The organism is Flavobacteriales bacterium (assembly GCA_016716605.1).
Lineage (GTDB): Bacteria > Bacteroidota > Bacteroidia > Flavobacteriales_F > PHOS-HE28 > PHOS-HE28.
On the sequence record JADJWA010000001.1, the window covers coordinates 144,573 to 161,757 of the forward strand.

Sequence of the window (17,185 nt, forward strand, 5' to 3'; positions counted from 1 at the left end):
TCATCGCCAAGCGAGACTGCAAGCTCCATTGGCACCAGCCTGACCGGAATACGGACTTGGACCATACTCAAGCCCTATTCCCATGGCGTACTTCAACTCCCTTCGTTTCGCTTCACTGCCGTTCGCTACATGGCGCTCCGCGGTGATGGCTTTGGCCTGGCTCGCGAGCACCCAAAGCGCACAAGCCCAGGTAGCCACCATGTACACCTTCAGCCAAGCGGGAGGCAGTTGGACGGCCATCTCCGGCGGCACCGCCCTGTGGACCACCACGTTCGATGATGTGGTCTCCGGAGCGCAGACGATCCCGGCCTTCACGTTCAACGGCACGACCTATACCCAGATGTATGTTTCCAGCAATGGCTACATCACGTTCGGGTCTGCGCCAGCGACCACCAACTACACCCCGATCAGCAACGCCGCGACCTATCAACGCTGCGTTTCGGCCTTTGGCGCCGATTTGGTGAACGCTTCGGGCGGCACGCGCGATGTTCGCTGGCAGGTGGTGGGTGACGAGGTGGTTGTGCAATGGCGGGGATTACGGCGCTACTCTTTTTTCGGCTTGGGCGAGTCTTTCTCGTTCCAGATCCGATTGAATACCGTTTCCGGGGTCATACGGAATGTCTATGGGCCTTTCGCGAGCGGCCCCGCGAACAGCACGGCGCAGCAGCCACAGGTCGGGTTGCGCGGTCCGAGCAACACCTTCGCCACGAATGTGAACAACCGTCGGGTCGGCACCGGTTCAGAGAATTGGGGCACGAGCCTGTCGGGCACTGCGAACAACAATACGTTACGATTCACCAGCGGCAGCCCGGCGAAATCGTGGACGAGCGGGCTGACCTATACCTGGTCGCCGATCACCTGCAATCAACCGAGCGCCACGGCAAGCGTGGTGGCCGATTGCGCCTCCAACACCTACACCATCCAGGTCATTGTCTCCGGCGTGGGCGACGCCCCCAGCATCACAATCCAGTCGCCCACGGGTACCAACGTCCACTCCAACGTCGGCGCAGGCACCTATTCCATTGGGCCGATTGCCTTCGGCACCGCACGCACGGTCACGGTGGTGCATAACGGAAACACCCTGTGCAACCTGAGCCTGGGCAGCTTCAACTACACCAACGCCGCTGGCGTGTGCCACGGCGCTGCCGTGTTCCCGATCGCTGACAATGGCTGCGGTGCGAACAACTACACCAACGTGCCACTGTGCGTGAGCAGCACCGGCACCTCGCTGGGCTCGGATGTATTCGTGCAAAGCGTGGATCTCATCGCCAGCCACACCTGGGGCAGCGACCTTCGCTTCTACCTGAGGGCTCCGGACAATACCGAAGTGGGTCTGGTGACCGCCGGATACGGCGGCAATGGGACACAATTCGGCAACGCAGCGGCTTGTCCTGGCGGCCTCTTCACCTTCCAGCAAGGAGGAGCAGCGCTCAGCGGCGTTGCGGGCGCCAGCACCAATGTGGGCACCTGGCAGCCTGATCAATCGCTCAACCTATTCCACAATGGCAGCGACCCGAATGGCGGATGGACGCTTCGGGCCTGCGATGCCGTGGGCGCCGATGTTGGGGCCGTGCGCTTCGCTCGCGTGAACCTCTGCACGCCACCCGCAGCCTCCTTCACCCCGGTTGACAACTGCGGCGCGAACCAGTTCAGCGTCCAGGTGGACGTGACCAGCTACGGTGGCGGCTCCACGGCCAATCTCAACTATTCGGTGGACGGATCGCCTTTCAACCTGAGCAACCTGCCATTGGGCATCACCACCATCGGGCCCTTCCCGAGCACCGCTGAGGTGAGCTGCACCCTCACGCACAACATCAGCAACTGCGGCAGCGCGGAGGCCACGCTGTACTCGAACTGCCCGATCACCATCACCTGCGGCAACACGATCACTCTCTCGCACTGCTATCGGAACAACGATCCGCGCACCTTCCACTTCATCGCCAGCAATCCCTGGGAGACCGTCACCCTGAGCTTCGTGAGCGGCACAATGGACGCGAACGACGTGATCCGGGGCTACAGCGGCAGTGATAATTCCGGCCTTTCGATCACCGGCCTCACCGGCAGCTTCGCGAACCTCGGATCACCGCAGGTCACCGGCTCGTCAGCTGGAGATGAGCTCTTCCTGGAGATCGACAGTGACGGCAGCAATAGCTGCGCCACCGGAGAGCAGAGCAGCTGGCTGTTCGAGGCGGAATGCACGGCCGGCTGCGTTGATCCGGATGCGGGCATCACGGTGAACACGAACTGCGCGGCCTACGACTTCACCATTGATGTGGAGGTGCTCTATGCCGGCAGTGCTGCGACCACCACTCTGCGATACAGCGTGAATGGCGGCGCCCCCACCGACGTGCCGGGCTTGGTGGAGACCGATGTGGAGACCATCGGGCCCTTCGCCATCGGCGATGCCGTGAATGTCCGGCTGCTCCACGAGACCGATGGAGCCTGCGATCGGAACTTCGGAAACTTCACGGACAGCGGCACCTGCCCCAACGCAGAGAACTGCGTGAACGCCTTGAACCTGGGTACGCAGATCAGCCCTTTGCCCGGCACCACGGTGGGCCGCGTGAATGACTTCAGCGCGGCCTGTGGCACGGCATCCGCCAACACCGCTGCCGATGCCTTTTACTTCATCGATGTCCCGAATGGCCAGCAGCTGCGCATCCGCCAGCAAGTGAACAACTATAACTCACAGCACTATGTGCGTTACGGAGGCGCTTGCCCCGGCTCCACAGTGATCGCCTGCGTCAACGACGATGCCGGCGAGGTGGGCTGGGTGGAATGGATCAACACCACCGGCAGCACGCAACGCGCATGGTGGATCCAGGATGGATTCGGCACCGGTGTGGGCACCTTCACCCTCGAATGGCAGCTGCTCACTTGCCCGATACCCACAGCACTCGCGGCTACCGGTGTCATCAACACCCAGGCCTTCGCGAACTTCTCAGCACCTGCCGGCAACTACATCGTGGAGTGGGGCCCTGCGGCCACCTTCACCACGCCGGGCAACGGCCTCATCGCCGGGCCCAATGGCAACATCGTACTCACCAGCGCTTCGCCCACGCTCATCACAGGCCTGAGCGCGAACACGCAATACCGCTATTTCGTGCGGCAGGATTGCGGCGGCACCTACAGCCCCAACAGCTCCGCTATCCTGTTCACCACTACCAATGCACCCACCAACGTGGTGAACGGCAGCTGCGGAAACAATGTGGCCATCGCTGACAATGGCTGCGCTACCAACAACAACATGCTCGCCTCCATTGCGATCAGCGGGCAGCCCAATGCGCTAGGCACCAACGTGGGTCTGAGCAGCGTAGAGATCATCCTTACCCACACCTACAGGTCCGACCTGCAGATGCGCCTGATCAGCCCCGCCGGCCAAGAGCTTCTCCTGGTGAACCAGCGCGGAGGAAGCGGAGACAATTTCGGGAATAACAGCAACTGCCCTACCGCGGTTTTCCGGCTCATAACCGGCGGCGCCGCGCTAACAACCATTCCTGGCACCACCGCCAACGTCACGGGCAACTACTCACCTGAAGTGTCGCTCACGGGCTTCAACACCGACGATCCGAACGGCAACTGGATCTTCAAGGTCTGCGATAATGCAGGCATCGATATCGGTGCGCTGAGGCATATCCGCTTGAACTTCCTACCCATCGATTGCCTTGGCGCGCTCAACGGCCCTGCCATGCCCGGCACCGGCTGCAATGATGGCAACCCTTGCACAACAGGCGATACGTGGAACGCGAGCTGCAGCTGCGTGGGCACCCCCTTGTCCGATAGCGATGGTGATGGCGTATGCGACCTGATCGACAACTGCGTGAGCACCCCTAACGCAGGTCAGGCCGATGGCGATGGCGACAGCGTAGGCGATGCCTGCGACACTTGTCCCACCTTGGCCAATGGCAACCCGGGCGATGCTTGCGATGACGGCAACCCCCAAACCGTCCTCGATGTGATCGGTGCTGGCCCTGCGTGCGGCTGTACCGGCGTGCCCTGCACCACCGACCTTGACTTCGTGTACCAGGCCGATGGCATTGATGCGCTCACCTTCGCCCTGTACGAGCAAGGCACGAACATCCTCGTGCAAAGCGGCGGTGGGCCGATCATCGGCAACGGCTCCGAGGCCACCTGCCTGCCCGACGGCTGCTTCTACCTGGTGGTCACCGACGGCGGCGGCGACGGCATCGTGGGCGGCGGTTACCTGCTGAAGATCAACAGCAGCGTGCGCCTGATCGATAACCTCAACGGAACCTTCGGCGAAGGCGGATTCACCAGCGGAAGCACCAGCCAGATCGCTGCCAACGAAGGCTTCTGCCTGCCCGTGGGCACCGACCGCCTGATCTACACCAGCTGCGACAAGCGCGATTGGAAGATCAGCCCCTGCGGCGGTGAATACGTAGTGGCCAATGGGAATCAGGACGTGAGCGATGAGTACGGGGTGAACAACGCGAACAGCGGCTACCAGATGTGGTGGTACGCGCCCAATGGCGGCTATAGCTTCAAGCGATTCCAGAGCCACAACACCACCAATGGCCTACCGGCCAGTGCTACCCGCGCGGCCCACTTCCTGCTCAACGGCTGGGCTGGCAACCAACTGGTTGAAGGCGGCTTCTACAACGTGAAGGTGCGCGGCCGCATCAATGGCAACTACAACAACTGGGGCCCCGCCTGCCGCCTGGTGGTGAACAGCACGGAAGCCCAGTGCCCACGCACCAAGCTCATGGACCTGCCAGGAAGCCAATTCCTGAGCTGCGGACAGATGCGCAATGTGGGCGTGAACGAGCGCGTGCATGCCCGCCCCGTGCGCCGCATGAACGCCAACTGCAACTGGCAGAACGCGAACCGCTACCAGTTCCGCTTCCGCATCCCGGCTGAGTTCGTCACCATTGTGAAGACCAGCCCGGTCGGGCAGTACTGGGTGAACACCGCAGGCCTGCAGTGCAACAAGACCTACGAGGTGGATGTGCGCGCCAGCTTCGACAACGGCAGTACCTGGTGCCATGCCAGCGACCCCTACGGCGACATCTGCATGCTCACCACCAACTGCGCCTTCGGCATGGCTGAAGAGGGCGGCAGCACCACGGCGAGCGAGGCCCGCGTGGCGATGTACCCGAACCCGAACCGCGGCGACCAGCTCTTTGTGAGCATGAGCAGCGTGGAGGAGGGCGTGGAGAGCATCAACGTGGACATCTACGACGCCTTCGGCAAGCGCGTGGCCCAGCGCACGCTTGCTGTCAGCGACGGGTTCATCAACATCGTGCTCGACCTGAATGGCAAGCTGGCCGCAGGCCTGTACTTGGTGAACATCACTGCAGGGGATGCCATATCCACGGTACGACTGGTGATCGAGCCATAGGATCGGAAGCAATCGACAAGCGAAGGGCGTCCATATGGGCGCTCTTCGCATTTCAACCGATCGGATCCCGAACTTTGAGCGATGGGTTGGGTCCGCGGTATAGTTGGTCGCACGGCCTGGCAGCCGGTACCACCGATCAGCGCACGGGCTTGCGTGATGGCCACGCTGGTTTTCACCAACACGGTCGGGGCGCAGGTTCCAGTGGATATGAAGCCGTGCTGGAAACTATTCGCCGGCGGCGACATGAAGCAGATCGCAGCGTGCATCGAACGACATGAGCGATGGTGCACCGGGCCTTCCGCCTCTGCGGCAGAACGGGCCGAGTTCTGGGCGCTGAAGGGCCAGTACGCACACGCGAACCGCGACCTGGAGCAGGCTGAGACCCTGATGCTGAAGGCCTATTCCAATTATCTGGAAGCTGGTTCGCCGTGGAAGCTCGGCAACAAGATCCTCCGCGTGCTGGGTTATTGCGCCTATGAGAAGGGCGACTATCACCGCGGGTTGGTGTACTACCGCGAGAATCTCGCCATCCACCTCCGGGAAGAACCCGACAAGGCCGGCAACGTGGCAGGCGCCCACTACAACGTGGGCAACTGCTTTTGGGGTCTGGATCAACGCGATAGTTGCTCTATCCATTACAATGAAGCCCTCCGCATATGGAGATCGGTGGAAGGCGGCGGGCCACCCATGGTGGCCTATGTCCACGAGGTCCTGGGTACCCATGCGTGGGAAGCCGGTGATCAGCGTGGGGCGCTCGAGCACTTCAACCTGGCCGCAGCGCGCCAATTGAAGGACGCTCCAGCAACGGACGCAGCGGATACCATGGCCGACAGCGCCGCTGTGGCCGCGACCGGCGGGCACCCTGACGAAGCATTGCGTTTGTACCAGCAGGCCTTGGAGTTCAGGGAGCGCACGCTGGGACCCGATCATCCGAGCACGGCGTGCATGAGCAGCGAGCTGGCGCGCATGCTGGCGACCATGGACCGCCCAGAGGAAGCCATGGGGCGTGCGCAGGAAGCGATCTCACGATTGGTCCCCGGCTTCATACCGGCGGATGACTTGAGCAACCCAAGCGACGTGAAGGCCGCGACGAACCACCGACACTTGCTCGATGCGCTCGTGGTGAAGTACCGCTTGCTGCGCGCTCGACCGGTCGACGCGCGAGCCTCGCGCGCCGCGGATGAATGCATCGACTTGTCCGTGCAATGCATCGAGCATCTCCGTACCGGTGCGCTCGCCGAGGGGTCCAAGTTGTTCTGGACCACCCAGGTGCGGGACTTCATCGAAGAAGCGCTGGAGCATTGCCGTACACGCTTCACGCGGGATGGTGATGAAGCCTCCATCGAGCGTGCGATAACGCTCATGGAACTCAGCCGGAACGCCCTGCTCGCCGAGGCGATGCGCGCACTGGAAGCGCTGTCGGACGCCGGCCTTCCGCGCGAACTCATCGATGAGGAACGAACGCTCAAGGCGCGGATCGCGGAGATGCGGCGCTACATCCTGCTGGAAGAGAAGAAATGCGACCGCATGGATGTGGACAAGGTGGGCTTATGGCGCAATGCCGCTGCCGCGGGCCAGGCCGAGCTCGATGGCTTGATCCAGCGGATGGCCGTGGAACACCCTGCCTACCACGAGCTGAAATATGCACCCTCGACGTTCGAGCGGAAGGCCTTGCAAGCAAGGCTTGGCTCGGATCGTTCGTTGCTGTGCATGTTCCTCGGATCGAAGCATGCATACCTCATCCTGCTCGATGCATCAGGCGCGCAATTCGTGAGGAACGATGATGTCCTGGGCATGCAGCAAGCAGCCAAGGGCTTGCGGGACCTGCTTGCTGATCGCGCGCGTTCGCTCACTGATCCGCAAGGGGCCTATGCCGTCTTCACCGAACATGCGCGAACGTTGCACCAACTCCTGTTCGGAGGAATCACCGTCCCCCCTCGTACGGCGCTCGTGATCGTTCCCGATGGACCGTTCCACCAGCTGCCGTGGGAAGTGCTGCTGACCGACGCGCCGCGATCGGCCACGCGCGACTACAGCGCCTTACCCTACCTGCTTCGATCGCATGCGATCAGTTACGTGGCCTCGATCCGGAACTGGATGCGCAGCGCATCTCCTTCGACCAGCACTGGCGAGTACCTCGGCGTGGCGGCGAGCTATCCAGCATCCACGGGCTTGGTGGAACTGCGCTCCAATGCGGATGAGGTGGAGGCTGTGCGCGAGCTGCTCGGCGGTGAGTTGCTGATCGGCGATGCGGCGACGGAATCGGCGTTCAAGCGGATGGCAGCAGAAGCCTCGATCCTCCACCTGGCGATGCACACCGCCATGGATGATATCGACCCGATGAATTCGGTGTTCGCCTTCGCACGCGTTGACAGCCTTGAGGATGGAAGGCTGCATCTCCACGAGATCTTCAACCTGGACCTGCATGTGCGCTTGGCCGTGCTCAGCGCCTGTCGTACTGGGGACGGCCGCGCCGTGAACGGGGAAGGCGTGATGAGCGCGGCCCGTGCATTCGCACACGCGGGTTGCCCGTCCATGGTGATGAGCTTGTGGAATTGCGAGGACGAAGCCGCACGTTCGATCATCGCATCCTTCTTCGGGCACGCCGCCCAAGGGATGGCCCTCGACCAGGCCTTGCAAAGCGCGAAGCTCGACTACCTGGAACAGAGCGATCCACAGAAGGCGCATCCGTACTACTGGTCCACCATGGTGCTCATGGGCGATGAGCGTGTGATGGGACTCAGCAAGCCGTGGTACAAGCGAAACTGGATCTGGATCGTGCTCGGCGGGATCCTGGTACTACTGCTCGTCAGGAAGCGCTTCCAATAGCCTTGCCGCTTCGGTGTGCTTGTATGCACCGGCATCGCGAAGCGCGGTGAATTGCACGCGGGCCAGTGCATGGTCCCCGTGGTTCATGGCCGCCAAGCCAAGGTACCAGCGCGCAGAAGCAAGAAGATCATTGTCCGTGGCGAGCACCTCTTGGAAGGCACGCATCGCTGCTTGTGGATCCGGGTTGGTCTTCAAGAGCAGGCACTGCCCGCGATAGAATGCGACCATATAGGCAGGCGCCGCATCGCTCGTCATCGTGTCGAGCCCGGTGATCGCGTCATCGTAACGCTCCTCCGAGTACGCATCTGCGAAGTGCGTCCATGCCGGATCATTCGCTCCATCATCGCTGCGTTCCCGATCCGGACCGGGATAGGCTACCATGTGCTCGGCGTACAGGTCCGAGGTGCTCGCCTGGCGCGATGCGAAGAAGTAGCTGACTCCGATAAGGACCAACACCGATGCGGCAATGGCGAGCCAACCGCGCCTCGTGATGGGGATCAGGCGCCCGCGGCGTTCCGGGAATACCTCGGCATGGATCGCTGCCAGCCGCTGCTTGAGCCGTTGGTCACCGGCGATCCGAACGACCGCCGCCGCAGCGCGGAACTGCCGGAACTGCTCCGCGAATGAAGGATCCGCGCGCATGCGCGCCTCGAAGTCCGCCCGTTCGGCCGTGGTCGATCGACCCTTCAAGTAGGACTCGAACAGTTCTTCGTGCGTGTTCATGAGCGTTGGTCCTGCAATTCGTTCAACCAATGCGCTAGGCCACCGTGCTCATCCATCTTCTCCTTCAAGCCCTTCAGGCACTTGTACTTCTTGTTGCGCGCGTTCTGCTCGTCCTTCAACCCTGTGTGTGCCGCGATCTCGCGCATATCAAGATCCTCATAGAAGCTCAGCAACAGGATCCGCTTGCACGCCTCGCCCAACTGATCGAAGAGCGCCAGCACCATCGAACGACGTTCGGCATCGATCAGCTCGATCAAAGGCGTTCCGTAACTCACCAGGTCCGCTTCCGCATCATCCGAAATGCGTCCGCGCTTCCGAAGCGACTTCAACCAGAGGTAGCGGCAGATGCTGTACAGGTAGGTGCCGATCGCGCTCTCACCATTGAAGCGGTCCTCCTTGATGTTCCGGTAGAGGACCAGAACACCGTCCTGGAACACATCGCGCGCAGCATCGGCATCGCCGCTGTTGCGTTGCACGTACCCGCTCACCGCGTGGAAATGCTCCCGATAGATCTGCTTCAAGGCCATGTCCTCTTCGATCGTGCCCTTCCTCAGGTGCGCGATCAGCTCCGCGTCGCTGGCGTGTGCCGGGCCCATGCTTCTCCTGCGACGAAGCTAATGGGAAGGTATGCGGTGGCTGATCGTTTGTGAGGTCGATCGTGCATTGGTCCCCAAGCGGGGGCTCGCCGTAACCACCCGAAGAATTTTCCCCTGGCCGGTTACGATCCACCTGGGGTCAGGGACCAAGAGGCAGATCCGCGCATAAGCGCAACAACGCCTCCCACGACCATGAAGCACCTGAACACCCTCCTGCGCTGGACGGCCATCATCACCCTGCTGCACTTCGCAACCCCGCTCTCCGCGCAGGACAGCGATGGCGATGGTGCGCCGGACCAAATCGACAATTGCCCGACGACGCCCAATCCGGGCCAGCTGGATAGCGATAGCGATGGCGTGGGCGATGCTTGCGACAACTGCGGCATGCTGCCGAATCCATTCCAAGTGAACATGGATATGGACGGATTCGGCGACGCGTGCGACAACTGCCCCTTTGTGCCCAACGACCAGTCGGATATCGACGGCGATGGCATCGGAGACGCCTGCGATGGGTGCCCTTTCGATTGCGATGACGGTGACCCATGCACCTTCGACATGTGCGTTGACAATGCCTGTGCGCATGGGCCGCTCCCTGTTCCACCAACGGCGTTGGCCCAACCCGCCACGCCACCAGGCTGCCTGGTGTACATGGGCCGAGACGTGCTCATCAACTTGAGCATTGATGAAGCGCAGAGTACCACTGCACCCGATTACACCCCCAGCGATAGCGCGGTAGTGGCCGTGTTCGCTGGCAGCGTGCTCTCGGGTACAGACCTCTGCTTCGACTATGTGGTTACCCACTACTTCGAGCCTGCCACGGTGCCCGCCGAACAACTGGTGGAGCCCGAAGGCCCGAATTGCATGCAATACAAGGGCGTCATCGTGATCGTGAACGGCGCGCAGGACGATGCGCTGACGACCGTTGAGGACGATTTCGTTCCCACGGCCGAAGGCGCTGTGGTGCTTTTCGCCGGGAGCATCGTGGTGGACTTCGTCGCTTGCTTCACCTACGAGGTGGCGCACCATTTCGAGCCGTATGCCATACCTGAGAGCGAACTGGCCCAGCCTGCCACGCCTGCACCATGCCTGGCATACATGGGCCGTGATGTGTTCCTCAACGGCAGCATCGCCGTAGAGCTCGTCACCATCGACACTGACTACGTCCCCTCCCCGGATCATTCAGTGGTGTTGTTCACCGAGACCATCGTCGAGGACTTCGTGACCTGCCTTGACTACATCGTCACGCATTACTACGAGCCCGTTGCCGCTGATCCCGCGGAGTTCGAACCTCCACCCGCGACGGATCCCTGCCTGGTGTACATGGGCCGCGTGGTCTACACGGACTTCACCTATGACGAGGAGCGCTCCACGCTTCCCTTCGATACGGTTCCGAGCCCATGGGGCGATTCGATCATGGTTTCGTTGACCCTGGTGAACCCGCCGATCCTTTGCTACGATCATATCATCACCCACTACTACGAGCCGCTGCCCATTCCTGCATCCGCGCTCATAGCACCGGATCCTTCACCGTGCTACATCCTGCTTGGCCGATCGGTTCACAGGAACGGCCTATACGATTACAATCTGTCAGACCTCCCCGAAGGCACGACGACCCCGACGGGTGGTACTACACAGGAGAGCACCGGTACGGTCAGCTTCAACAGCGACCCTTGCTATGCCTACGTGGTGACGTTCCTGTACGCACCCCTTCCGATCCCACCTGAAGCGCTGGTGCCCCCGGCGGCTCCCGGGCCATGCTACACCTACATCGGTCGCGAGGTCCTGCTGAACAGCGAGATCGCCCTTGAACACACGGATGTCCCCTTGGACTACGTTCCGTCAACCGATGCGCAGGTCTTTGTCACCTCGTCAACGCTGGTCGTGGAAGGCACGGTGTGCTACGACTATGTGATCACGTTCTACTTCGAGCCCACCGATTGCGATGATGGCGATCCTTGCACCCTCGATGAATGCAACCTCGGGATATGCACGCACACGCCATACGCACCGCCGGCAGGGTTCCTGGATCCGCCTCCCTTCCCTTGCTATACCTACGTAGGGCGGCACGTAGCCGAGAATAGCGTGTTCAGCACGGCGCTCTCCACCCTTCCCGTGGATTATGAGCCACCGTTCAACGGGGAGTTCATCATCTCCGGGCAGACCCTCGTTCAGGACTTCGTCACGTGCTACGACTACGCCATTCAATTCTTCTACAACCCGCTATCCTGCGATGATGGCGACCCCTGCACGATCGATACTTGCGATCCAGCCACCGGCGTTTGCGTGTACACGCCAATGAACTGCGACGATGGCGACCCTTGTACGATCGATCTCTGCTTCAATGGCACCTGCCTCAACCTGCTCCAGAGCTGCAGTGATGGCGACCCATGCACCTTCGACTACTGCGATGCGCTGGGCGAATGCCAGCACGACCCCGTTGCGGAATCGACCCTTGAGATCGACACGGATGGCAATGGCGATGAGACGAATTGGGAGATCCGCGCCGAAGGATCGGGTGCCGTGGTATGCAACGGCTCCTCGTACCCTGACAATGCCACGATCACGGCGGATTGCTGCCTGCCGGACGGCTGCTACACCTTGCACGTGTTCGACGATGGCAGCGACGGCATCGCGGGCGGTGGATATGTCCTTCGCGCACCCGGTGGCCAGCGGATCATCGACAACGGTGGCAACTTCAGCAGTGGCGATGAGAGCACCAGCGCGGAAGGCTTCTGCCTCCCCATGGGCAATGACCGACTGATCAGTGCAAGCTGCGACCGCCTCGACCTGCGCCGAGGCATCAACGGCGCATGCTCGGATGTGCTCACCGCCGACCTCACGCCGAACAGCGCACCGAACAACGTGTTCCAGTTCTGGTTCTACGACCCCAATGGTGGGCTGAGCTTCCGTTGGCCGGCCAATTCGGCTGGCTTGAACCAGGTGAACATGTACAGCCTGGGCTCGCTCGTCGAGAACAAACTGTACAACGTGCGCGTGCGCACCCGGATCAGCCCGGGTAACTGGCGCGCGTGGGGGCCGGCCTGCCGCATCATGATCAACAACGGCTTGGGCCAATGCCCGATGACGGAGCTACAGGATGAAGCCGGCGCGCATTTCTCCTGCGGCGTGACCAAGCCACTCGGCAACGGCACACCCAACCTGGTGTACGCCAAGCCGCGCACCCGCAAGACCGGTAGCTGCGCGAACCAGCAAGCGAACAAGTACCAGTTCCGCTTCCGCATCCCGAGCGAAGGCGTGGTGATCGTGAAGAATGGCGTGAGCAGCAACCCGTGGACCTACTTGAACATGACCAACGTAGCAGGCACGCCCCTGCCAAACGGCACCGTGCTGCAGCCCTGTGCGCAGTATGAAGTGGAAGCGCGTGCCAGCTTCGATGGCGGCGCCACCTGGTGCGTAGGCACGAATGCGGACATGTACACCAACCTCACCCCGTGGGGCGATGTATGCACCGTGTTCACCACCTGCGCCTTCGGCATGGCTGAAGAGAGCTCTTCAAGCGAAGCTGGTCAGTCCGAGCGGAGCGTGGGACTGTACCCCAACCCGAACGACGGCAGCCAGCTGACGCTGAGCATGCCGCATGTGGAGGAGGGCGTGAACACGGTCTCGGTTGACATCTACGATGCCTTCGGAAAGCGAGTGGCCCAGCGCACGATCGGCGTGCAGGACGGCTATGTGAACACCTCGATCGCCCTGAACAGCGAACTGGCCAACGGCATGTACATGGTGAGCATCACTGCTGGAAGTGCCATTTACACCGAGCGCTTGGTGATCCAGAAGTAAGGACTGCGAGCAGCCCTATCACTCGACCCTGAATGCATAGCCCCCGTTTGCTCTTAGCAAGCGGGGGCTTCTTGCGCTCCATGGACCGGGTGAGCTTTTGCACTCCGATCAAAGGAGCCATTCAACCGGGACCGAACCGGATCCGCGATCGGAATATTCCAGCTTATCGAAAAGCAACGCTTGACAATGTAAAATCTCCCGGTTAGCTTGGCTCCTTCTAAGGGATTTCCTGCAAGGATCCCGAAGACGATCGGCCCGGTTTGCAAGGCCAGCCGATTGAGGAACCGCCTGAACTCAGAGAAAGGACTTGGGAACCTGACCCAACCCACAAGCCCCCTGACCCCCATTCCCCTATCGCTCCCGATATGCGCTTCGCGCTACGGGACTTGCATCCAGGCAACCGCCTTACCAACGTCTTGGCGCCACGGAGGCCGCCGCCAATCTCCCCTTTCCTAAACCAAAACCCAAGACCATGAATTGTAGAAACTCGAACTCGCCACGGCGCACGCGTTGGTGGCAAACCGCGGCGGCCCTTGCCGGTGCGCTGCTGATCTCCTCGGCAAGCTTCGGCCAAGCCGGCGTCTGCTTTCCTGGATCCTGCGCCGGGCCCGGAACGTCTTGGGGAGTAGCCCAAAGCACTACTTCCAGCACCTTCGTGAACTCTGTTGCAGGAACCTACGGTGGTGAGTACAACACGTACAACGTGACCAGCGGGCAGCAATACGAATGGTCCTTGTGCGACGCAGTGGATGGTGCGGTCAATCCCACCGCCGACATGACCATGAGTCTGAAGACCACCGCCAACGCCCACATCTGCTATGCGGATGATGTGTGCGGTGCTGATCCGAAAATCCTTTGGACAGCTACGTTCACCGGGCAAGTGCAGGTGTTGATTTATGGTTACCCGTGCGCTACCGTTTCCGCCAGCCACACCGTGCGCTGGCGCTGCGTGAGCTGCGGACCGCCCCCGCCAGTCGGCCCATGCCTTACAAGCACCTACGGGGAGTACCCCACGGGTGCTGTGACACCGACCTGCAATGGCCTAGCGAACGATGTTGCGCTGGGTTGCGGTTATAATGGCGAGTACACCACGCTGAACCTTACGGCTGGCACTACTTACACCTTCACCAGCAGCGTTGCAACGGACTGGATCACGATCAGCAATGGCGCTGGTACCGTTGGTCTCGCATGGGGCCTTGGACCGGTGAACTACACACCTACCACCACGACCACGTACCGTTTCTGGACCCATACGAGTTCTGCATGCGGCGCATTAGGTTCATGCCGTCAGCGACGCGTGCAGTGCACCGCCCCTGTAGTTGACCCCTGCACCGTACCAGTTGCTGCTGCTGCTTGCGGCACTACGCAGTCCCCAGGTTTCAGCGGCGGCGGCTTCGGTTGGAGCCCAGGCAGCTGCGGCTTCGGCACACCAGGAGCGGAGCGCCTCTACACTTACACGCCCCCAGTTACCGGCAACTACTCCATCACGGTTACGGCTGCTACGGGCGGTTATGTCGATTACTTCTGGAAGCCGGTCTCGGCCGGTTGCAGCGCCACCGGTTGGAACTGCATCCTGGACGTGAGTGCGCCAGCGACCTTCGGCAGCATGGCTTGGACGGCTGGCGTACCAGTGTACATCCTGCTTGATGCCGAATACAACGTAGGAAGCGGAAGCCAGACCTGGCGCATCAACTGCCCACCGCCGGCCAACGATGCCTGCGCAGCGGCGATCAGCATCCCGAACGTGCCTTACACGAGCCCCGGCATCTCCAACTCAGCGGCGACAACGGATGGTCCCGTGACCACCTGCGACGGCCCGTACAATAACATCTGGTGGACCGTGAGCGGTGTTTGCGGACCCATGATCGCCTACACCTGCGGATCGAGCTATGACACGGAGATCGCCGTTTACGCAGGCACCTGCGCCGGGCTGACCCCGATCACCTGTAACGATGATGCCGGGGCGAATGGCCCCTGCCCATCCACGCTACAGAGCTGGGTAACCTGGGCAGCCACCCAAGGCACCACCTACTACATCTCGGTGGGCAGCTACTGGAGTGGTGGCACTACAGGCAACAACGTGCTGACCGTAACCGCGGTTGATGGTGACAACGATGGCGTGGGCGATGCGTGCGACAACTGCGTGAGCACCTCCAACCCGAGCCAGGCGGATGGCGACACTGACGGCGTGGGCGATGCCTGCGACAACTGCCCTGCCATCTCGAATGCGAGCCAGACCGACAGCGATGGCGACACCAACGGCGACGCCTGCGACATCTGCCCCGGCGGCAACGACTTCGCGGATGGTGACGGCGACGCCGTGCCCGACTTCTGCGATGTATGCCCCACGGTGAACAACGGCACGCCCGGACAGGCCTGCGATGACGGCAACCCGTTGACGGTGCTCGATGTGCTCGGTGCCAGCCCCACTTGCGGCTGCGCAGGCACCCCGTGCACGCAAACGGTGACCTTGACCTTCCAGGCCGATGGCTCCAGCGGCATCCGCTGGGCGCTCCGCCAGCAGGTCACCAACATCCTGGTGCAGAGCTCGCCCGGTTACCCCGCCTACGACTTCCCGCCGCCCAGCAGCAACTACACCTACACCACCTGCCTGCCCAACGGCCAGTACTACGTGGTGGTGGAGGATGACGCCTGCAACGGCATCGTGAACGGCGGCTACATCGTGCGCGTGGGCGGAACCCGCGTAATCGACAACCGCAACAACTTCACCAGCGGCTGCACCAGCCAGATCGCAAATGGTCAGGGCTTCGGCATCCCGCTGGGCAACGACCGCCTGATCTCGGCGAGCTGCGACCGCCTCGACCTGCGCCGCGGCGTATCGGGCACCTGCTCCGACGTGCTCACCGCAGACAACACCCCGAACGGCACCAGCGGCCTGAACTACCAGTTCTGGTTCTATGACCCGAATGGAACGCTGAGCCTGATCTGGCCAACAGCCTCGACCGCTGGCGGGAACCAGGTGAACATGTTCAGCCTGCCCTCCTTGGTGGAGAACAAGCTCTACAATGTGCGCGTGCGCACCCGGATCAGCCCCGGCGTATGGCGCGAGTGGGGCCCTGCCTGCCGCATCATGATCAACAACACCTTGGGCCAGTGCCCCATGACCGAACTGCAAGATGAGGCCGGAGCGCAGCTCTCGTGCAACGTCTCGAAGTCCATGGGCAGCGGCGCTGCGAACCTGGTGTACGCCAAGCCGCGCTCGCGCAAGACCCCGTCCTGCGCGAACCAGCAGGCCAATAAGTACCAGTTCCGCTTCCGCATCCCGTCCGAGGGCGTGGTGATCGTGAAGAACGGCGTGAGCAGCAACCCATGGACCTATCTGAACAACACCGGTATCGTGGCTTCTCCGCTGCCCAACGCAACCACGGTGCTCCAGGCCTGCAAGCTCTATGAGGTGGAAGCCCGCTTGAGCTTCGATGGCGGCGCCACCTGGTGCGTGGGGACCAACACGGACATGTACACCAACCTCACTCCGTGGGGCGATGTATGCACCGTGTTCACCAACTGCGCCTTCGGCATGGCGCAGCAGCCCGGCGGCTCAGAGAGCAGCAGCAGCGTGAAGCTCTTCCCCAACCCGAACGACGGCAGCCAGCTGACGCTGAGCATGCCGCATGTGGAGGAGGGCGTCAGCACCGTCACCGTGGACATCTTCGATGCCTACGGCAAGCGCGTGACCGCCCGCACCATCGCGGTGCAGGATGGCTTCATCAACACCGTGCTCGACCTCAACGGCGAATTGGCCAATGGCATGTACATGGTGAGCATCACCGCCGGAACGGCCTTGCACAACGAGCGACTGGTGATCCAGCGCTAGGTTGAACGAAACTGAAAGGAGGGGGCCGTCTCGGAAGAGGCG

The 17,185-nt window shown here is 61.9% G+C and carries 6 protein-coding genes; 4 read left to right on the plus strand and 2 right to left on the minus strand.

The features are described from left to right. Positions 1 to 82 precede the first annotated feature (82 nt). Positions 83 to 5,359, plus strand: a complete 5,277-nt coding sequence (locus IPM12_00635; protein ID MBK9146303.1) for a proprotein convertase P-domain-containing protein — start codon at positions 83 to 85, stop codon at positions 5,357 to 5,359. A 243-nt stretch (positions 5,360 to 5,602) separates the two neighbouring features. Then, positions 5,603 to 8,188, plus strand: a complete 2,586-nt coding sequence (locus IPM12_00640) for a CHAT domain-containing protein (GenBank protein ID MBK9146304.1) — start codon at positions 5,603 to 5,605, stop codon at positions 8,186 to 8,188. Here IPM12_00640 and IPM12_00645 read toward each other — a convergent pair. Together IPM12_00645 and IPM12_00650 are read right to left on the minus strand one after the other, a co-directional pair. Continuing rightward, positions 8,159 to 8,911, minus strand: coding sequence for a hypothetical protein (locus tag IPM12_00645; protein ID MBK9146305.1), 753 nt, complete (start codon positions 8,909 to 8,911; stop codon positions 8,159 to 8,161). The two genes, IPM12_00640 and IPM12_00645, sit on opposite strands and share 30 nt — an antisense overlap. After that, complete coding sequence (locus IPM12_00650; protein MBK9146306.1) at positions 8,908 to 9,507, minus strand: sigma-70 family RNA polymerase sigma factor; 600 nt, start codon at positions 9,505 to 9,507, stop codon at positions 8,908 to 8,910. Before IPM12_00650 ends, IPM12_00645 begins: the two co-directional genes overlap by 4 nt. 192 nt (positions 9,508 to 9,699) lie before the next feature. Between IPM12_00650 and IPM12_00655 the strand changes: the two genes are divergently transcribed. Further along, the gene (locus tag IPM12_00655; GenBank protein ID MBK9146307.1) at positions 9,700 to 13,308 is read left to right on the plus strand and encodes a T9SS type A sorting domain-containing protein; all 3,609 of its coding nucleotides are present in this window, start codon (positions 9,700 to 9,702) and stop codon (positions 13,306 to 13,308) included. A 655-nt stretch (positions 13,309 to 13,963) separates the two neighbouring features. After that, complete coding sequence (locus IPM12_00660) at positions 13,964 to 17,143, plus strand: thrombospondin type 3 repeat-containing protein (protein MBK9146308.1); 3,180 nt, start codon at positions 13,964 to 13,966, stop codon at positions 17,141 to 17,143. Positions 17,144 to 17,185: the final 42 nt, after the last annotated feature.

What these genes read in the sequence shown, in the direction of transcription:
- IPM12_00635 (MBK9146303.1), top strand. Translation starts at nt 83, where the DNA reads ATGGCGTACTTCAACTCCCTTCGTTTCGCTTCACTGCCGTTCGCTACA.
- IPM12_00640 (MBK9146304.1), top strand. Translation starts at nt 5,603, where the DNA reads ATGAAGCAGATCGCAGCGTGCATCGAACGACATGAGCGATGGTGCACC.
- IPM12_00645 (MBK9146305.1), bottom strand. Translation starts at nt 8,911, where the DNA reads ATGAACACGCACGAAGAACTGTTCGAGTCCTACTTGAAGGGTCGATCG.
- IPM12_00650 (MBK9146306.1), bottom strand. Translation starts at nt 9,507, where the DNA reads ATGGGCCCGGCACACGCCAGCGACGCGGAGCTGATCGCGCACCTGAGG.
- IPM12_00655 (MBK9146307.1), top strand. Translation starts at nt 9,700, where the DNA reads ATGAAGCACCTGAACACCCTCCTGCGCTGGACGGCCATCATCACCCTG.